The sequence below is a fragment of the Streptomyces otsuchiensis genome, from assembly GCF_004305975.1.
GTDB classification, from domain to species: Bacteria; Actinomycetota; Actinomycetes; order Streptomycetales; family Streptomycetaceae; genus Streptomyces; species Streptomyces otsuchiensis.
The window spans coordinates 1-6248 of sequence record NZ_BHZI01000316.1; the positions used below are offsets into that span (position 1 = coordinate 1).

Sequence of the window (6248 nt, forward strand, 5' to 3'; positions counted from 1 at the left end):
GTGCGGCCGTGGGGGAGTGGGGAGCAAGGCGGAGTCAGAGCAGCAGCTCCCGGGGAGCCGGGTGGCCGAGGAAGGCGGCGGGGCTCGCGGTCAGCCCGTACGCCCCGGCCTGGAACACCGCGATCAGCGCGCCGGGTTCGGCGCGTGGCAGTTCGACCGCCTTGCCCAGCAGGTCGAGTGGGGTGCACAGACAGCCGACGACGTCCACGGTCTCGGTCGGTCCGGCGTGGCCGTCCGCACCGCCGTCGCCGTCCGCCCGGTTGGTTCCGGTGGCGGGACTCGCCACCGCGATGGGGTAGTTGCGGCGCAGCGCCCGGCCGAGGTTGCCGGTGGCGGCGAGCTGGTGGTGGAGTCCGCCGTCGACCACCAGATAGGTGGTGCCGCGCGACTCCTTGCGGTCCACCACGCGGGTCAGATACACGCCCGCCTCGCCCACCAGATACCGCCCCAGCTCGATCACCGGTCGGGCGTGCGGCAGTTCACGGCGCACCGTGGTCTCCAGCAGCTCCGTCAGGTTCTCGCCGATCGGCCGCGGGTCCAGCGGAACGTCCCTGGCGGCGTAGGGGATGCCGAAGCCGCCGCCGAGATTGAGGTAGCGGACCGGCGACGGGGCGTGCCCGGCGAGCTCCACGATCAGCGCCACGGTCTCCCGCTGGGCGCGGCAGATGCTCTCGGCGTCGAGGTTCTGGGAGCCGGCGAAGACATGGAATCCCTCGAACTCCACCGCGCCCGGCGTCGTGTAGCCCCGCGCGATCTCCGCCAGCAGCTCCGGCACGCGTTCCGCGTCGACCCCGAACTGCTGGGGCCCGCCGCCCATCCGCATGCCCGAACCATGCACCGAGAAAGGCGGGTTGACGCGGACAGCGACCCGTGGCCGGACCCCCAGGGCGGCGCCCGCGGCGCGCACCCGGTCCAGTTCGCCCGCCGACTCCAGCTCCACCAGCACCCCGGCGGCGACGGCCTGCCGCAGCTCGGCCGCCGTCTTCCCCGGCCCGGCGAAGGCGATCCGCGCGCCGGGCACCCCGGTGTCCAGGGCCGCCAGCATCTCCCCGGAGGAGGCCACGTCGAAGCCGTCGACCAGGCCGCTCATGTGGTGCAGCAGCGCGGGCATCGGGTTGGCCTTGACCGCGTAGCTGAGCTTCACCCCGGCGGGCAGCGCCTGCCGTACGGCGGCGACCCGTTCCGCGACCAGCCTCCGGTCGTAGGCGAAGACCGGTGTGCCACCGGCGCGTTCGGCGATCAGCGAGGCCGGGACGCCGCCCACCGTCAGCTCGCCGCCGGCGGGGGCGGGGGCGGGCACGGCCCCGTCCGGGTGAGCGGCGCCCGGTCACCCGGGCGCGGCTCACCCATGGCGCGTCGCCGCGCGGGTAGACGGGCGCCATGAACGACAGCCCCATCAACCGCAGCGCCGTGAACCACAGCGACGACAGCCGCGCCGGCTCCGCAGCCGACGACGTCCCGTCCCCCGCCCACCGCCGGCCGGACGGCGTCAGCGACGCCACCGTCGAGGCACTCGGCAAGCTCTCCGAGGCACTGGAGACCGTCGAGCAGGCCCGCGGTCACCTCTACGCCTTCCACCAGCTCACCGGCGGCGCGGACCTCAAGCTCGGCACCGCCGTCGAGGCACTCCGCGACGCGGGTCACCGAGACCAGGCCGACCTGGTCGAGCGCGAGATCCTGGGCCGCAACGTCATCCCCGGCCACTGGACCTTCCAGGTCGTGGAGTCCTACAACGCGACCTACTACCAGCCGTTCACCGAGGTCGAGCAGCGGGTGCGCGGTGAACTCGCCGACGGCCGCGACCACCTCTTCGAGGCGGAGATGAAGGAGGCGCGCCGCACCCACGGCCACCCCGACCACACCGCCGGTCCCTGATCCGTCCGGTGGCCGGGGCCCTTGCCCGTACCGCCGTGCCGGTGGCCCCGGCGGGCGCGCTACCGTGTGGCGGGTGGGCGCTTGACCGCGTGAGCCGTCGCGCCCGACCGAGAGCACGATGACCGCGGGTGGGGACCGGCGGTGGGGTGGGGGAAACATGACCGGGGAACAGACGTCTGCGCCCGAGAGCGAGAGCGAGGGCGCGGAGAGCTCCGAGAGCGCGTCGCGCGGACGACGAGCGCTGCCGTGGTGGGCGCGGACGGGAGCGCTGGCGGCGGCGGTGGTCCTGTTGCTGCTGGCTGCCCTCCCGCCGTGGTCGGGTGGACTGGCCGGGCCGGGGGAGGGGGTCGGCTGGTGGCCCGCCGCGCCCGCGCTGGCGGCGGCCGTGCTGCTGGTCGGTGGCCTGGGTGCCCGCCGGAGTCTGGTCGCCGCCGCGTGCGCCGCGACATCGGCCGCCGTACTGGCCCTCGTGTCGTATCTCCGGGCTCCCGGCGCGCCCACGGACCCATCGCCCCGGCTGGCCGAGGTGGCGTTCCCGCCGGACCGTCCCTCGGCGGCGCTGGCGCTCGCCGTGGCGGCGCTGCTGGCCGCCGTCGTGTGTGTGGTGCTTGCCCGTCGGCCGGGCCCCTGGCTGCCACGGGAGGGCGACCGGCGGGCGCGGGGCCGGCGTCTGCTGGCGGCCGGTACCGTCGCCTCGCTGGTCGGTGGCCTGCTCAGCACCGGCGCGGGCTACGGCGCGGACCGGGCGCGGTCCGCGCTCGCGGACGGCCCTTACTACGACGCCGTCTCCGAGCCCCTGCCCTCGGGGCAGCGGAAGGAGGGCGTCGAGGTCACGGCCGCCGAGCACGGCGAACCTCTGCCCCATCTGGAGCCGACCGGGGTCGGATGGCAGGGCTCACTGCCCGGCCCGGCGGAGCTGACGACCTGCCTCCTCGCCCAGCCGCAGCACCGGGAGGACGGGTATGTGAAGCCGGAGCACCGGGGCGAACAGCGGGTGGCGCGCAGCACGCTGGTCTCGATCGAGCACCAGGACGACGCCGACGCGGTGATCGGGTACGACCCCGCCGACGGCTCGGAGCGCTGGCGCTACACCGTCCGGCACGGCGAACTGGTCGTCCCGGACGACGGGGACGAGGACCGTGTCGCCGTGCGCCTCGGCCAGGTCGCCGTCTCCCCGTTCTGCGCGGTGCATGTGGTCATCGACCCGATCACCCTGGTCACCCTGGACGGCAACAGCGGGGAGGTGCTGCGCGAGGAGCGGCTCCCGGGCCCGGGCAGCCACCCTGATCGCAGCCGGAACTGGACCTTCGTGACCGACTCGGTCGTCACCGAGTGGTGGGACGAGGAGTCCGGCGACGACTCGCTGTTCGGGTGGCGTCCGCTGGTCGCGCTGGGGCAGACCACCCGTGTCTATCTGCGGTCGTCTTCCCACCTCGCGGAGTTCACGGACGCCGGCGAGCTGCGGGGGCTCGGAGCGCGCGATCAGTGCCACACCCTGGCCGTCCCGCGCGTAATCGGGCACGCCCGCAGCGCTTCCCGCGCCGTCCTGCTGACCCAGAGCTGCGGCAGTGCCCAGGCCGATTTCGTGGAGGTCCCACCGGGGCCCGCCGCCTTCTCCGGCTCCGGTACGGCTCACCTCGACCTCGACCTCGCCGCGGTGCGGCCCGTGGCGCCGGAGCGGGCGGAGCGGGTGCCCGCTCTTGGGTGCGAGTGGATTCCGCGCATCAGTCAGATGGCGCAGGCCAGTCGTGGGATCGCGCTGGTAGGCCGCTGGTGTGACCGGTTCGAAGGGCCGCTGGTGATGCAGTACAACAGGGAGAGGGACATGATCTCGGTCGTCGAGCTGCCCTCCGCGACCGAGCTGCCCCTGCGCGTCATCGATCATCAGGGCGTCGGCCCCATGAGCTGGATCAGCGAGGGGGAGATCCACCAGATCGGCGACCGGCGGGAGGAGATCGCGGAAGCGGACTGGCCCCGGACCATCGTGGCGACGGAGTCCCGGCGTGTGTTCGCCGCCGGGGAACCGGTGGAGGCGGCGGTCGGAGGCGGTGCGCAGATCCCGGTGGGTAGCTACCTGGACCCGCACCAACTCTTCTACGCGGTGGGTGAGTCCGGCACGGTCCTGGCCCTGGCCTGGTCGGACTTCGACTCCGACGCCGAGCCCTCGGTCTACGGCGAGCTGCCGGAGGCCGCCGGTCCGTGCGCCGGCACCCGGGAGCTGATGCTGGACCGGCCCGGGCTGAGGCTGCTGGTCACCTGCGAGACCGAGGCGGGCACCGAGGTGACCGCCATCGAGACGAAGCGCCTCACCGAGGCGGAACACACCCACAGCGGCAGCTCGGCCAGCTCTTGGGCCGGCCGCTGATCCCTGCCCCGGCCCACCGGGCGGCAGGTCCGGTGCGCCGCGCCGCCGTCACCTTCGGGTGACAGCGGATGCGGACGAACGGCACGGAACGGACGATGGCTCCAGGTGGGCCGTCGCCGTCGGGTGGCGGCCACCGCGCGGGAGCCCCGCGCGGGACGTGCCCCCTCCGCGCCGGGCCGCCGGGCGGACTACCCGAGAGGCGGCCGTAGATGGCCAAGGAGACCGTGGCCGACCAGCTGGTGGAGACCCTTGCCGACAGCGGGGTGGAGCGGATGTACGGGGTGGTCGGTGACAGCCTCAACCCCGTGGTGGACGCGGTGCGCCGCAGCTCCCGCATCGACTGGGTGCAGGTCCGGCACGAGGAGACCGCCGCGTTCGCCGCCGGGGCCGAGGCGCAGATCACCGGGCGGCTCGCCGCCTGCGCGGGCTCCTGCGGTCCGGGCAACCTGCACCTGATCAACGGTCTGTTCGACGCGCACCGCTCCATGGCGCCGGTCTTCGCCCTCGCCTCGCACATCCCCAGTGCCGAGATCGGCAGCAGCTACTTCCAGGAGACCCACCCCGACCGGCTCTTCCAGGAGTGCAGCCACTACTGCGAGCTGGTCTCCAACCGGGAGCAGATGCCGCGCGTCGCGCAGAGCGCCATCCAGCACGCCATCGGCCAGGGCGGTGTCGGGGTCGTCGTGCTGCCGGGCGACATCGCCGGGGAGCCGGCGGCCGAGAAGGCGGAGCGGCACGCGCTGGTCACCGGCCGTCCCTCGGTCCGCCCGGCCGACGACCAGATCGACCGGCTGGCCCGGATGGTCGACGAGGCCGACCGGATCACCCTCTTCTGCGGCAGCGGCACGGCCGGGGCCCACGACGAGGTGATGCGCTTCGCCGAACGGGTGAAGTCGCCCGTGGGCCACGCGCTGCGCGGCAAGGAGTGGATCCAGTACGACAACCCGTACGACGTGGGCATGAGCGGTCTGCTCGGCTACGGCGCCGCCTACCAGGCCACCCACGAGTGCGACCTGCTGATCCTGCTCGGTACCGACTTCCCCTACAACGCATTCCTGCCCGACGAGGGCGAACGGGTGAAGATCGTGCAGGTGGACGTGCGCCCCGAGCACCTCGGCCGCCGCTGCCGCCTCGACCTCGCCGTCTGGGGTGATGTGCGCGAGACGCTGCGCTGCCTGACCGACAAGGTCCGTGTCCGCACCGACCGGCGGTTCCTGGACCGGATGCTGAAGAAGCACGCGGACGCGCTGGAGGGCGTCGTCAAGGCGTACACCCGCAAGGTCGAGAAGCGCACCCCGATCCATCCCGAGTACGTGGCCTCCGTCCTGGACGAGGAGGCCGCCGCCGACGCGGTGTTCGCGGTGGACACCGGCATGTGCAACGTGTGGGCCGCCCGCTATCTCACCCCGAACGGGCGGCGGCGCGTCATCGGCTCCTTCAGCCACGGATCGATGGCCAACGCGCTGCCGCAGGCGATCGGAGCGCAGTTCACCGACCCACGCCGGCAGGTGGTGACCCTCTCCGGCGACGGCGGGTTCTCCATGCTGATGGGCGACTTCCTGACCCTGGTGGAGTACCAACTGCCGGTGAAGGTAGTCCTGTTCAATAACTCCGCCCTCTCCATGGTGGAGCTGGAGATGATGGTCTCCGGGCTGCCCGCCTACGGCACCACCAACCGCAACCCGGACTTCGCGGCCGTGGCGCGCGCGTGCGGCGCGCACGGGGTGCGGGTGGAGAAGCCGAAGGAGGTGCGCGGCGCGCTGCGTGAGGCGTTCCGGCATCGCGGTCCGGCGCTGGTGGACATCGTGACCGACCCCAACGCGCTGTCCATCCCGCCGAAGATCAAGGCGGAGATGGTCAGCGGGTTCGCCCTGTCGGCCTCCCGGATGGTGCTGGACGGCGGCGTCGGACGCATGGCCCAGCTCGCCCGCTCCAACCTTCGCAACATCCCCCGGCCCTGAGCGCGTTGGCGCAGGGCAGGGCAGGGCAGGGCAGGGCAGGGCAGGGC

Annotated in this window: 4 protein-coding genes; 3 read left to right on the top strand and 1 reads right to left on the bottom strand. The window is 73.5% G+C overall.

Going from position 1 to position 6248, the window contains the following annotated elements; genetic code table 11:
- Window positions 1-34 precede the first annotated feature (34 nt).
- Window positions 35-1300: a pyridoxal-dependent decarboxylase, exosortase A system-associated gene (locus E0D90_RS22520; protein WP_227870415.1), complete on the bottom strand. Its 1266-nt coding sequence runs from the start codon at window positions 1298-1300 to the stop codon at window positions 35-37.
- A gap of 80 nt (window positions 1301-1380) precedes the next feature.
- Here E0D90_RS22520 and E0D90_RS22525 point away from each other — a divergent pair, with 80 nt between their 5' ends.
- The 3 genes from E0D90_RS22525 to E0D90_RS22535 all read left to right on the top strand — a co-directional run bounded on the left by E0D90_RS22525 (window position 1381) and on the right by E0D90_RS22535 (window position 6201).
- On the top strand, window positions 1381-1875 hold the full coding sequence (locus E0D90_RS22525) for a hypothetical protein (protein ID WP_227870416.1): 495 nt from the start codon (window positions 1381-1383) through the stop codon (window positions 1873-1875).
- A gap of 157 nt (window positions 1876-2032) precedes the next feature.
- Window positions 2033-4240: a hypothetical protein gene (locus E0D90_RS22530; RefSeq protein WP_130799842.1), complete on the top strand. Its 2208-nt coding sequence runs from the start codon at window positions 2033-2035 to the stop codon at window positions 4238-4240.
- A gap of 209 nt (window positions 4241-4449) precedes the next feature.
- Window positions 4450-6201: a pyruvate dehydrogenase gene (locus E0D90_RS22535; protein WP_130799843.1), complete on the top strand. Its 1752-nt coding sequence runs from the start codon at window positions 4450-4452 to the stop codon at window positions 6199-6201.
- Window positions 6202-6248: the final 47 nt, after the last annotated feature.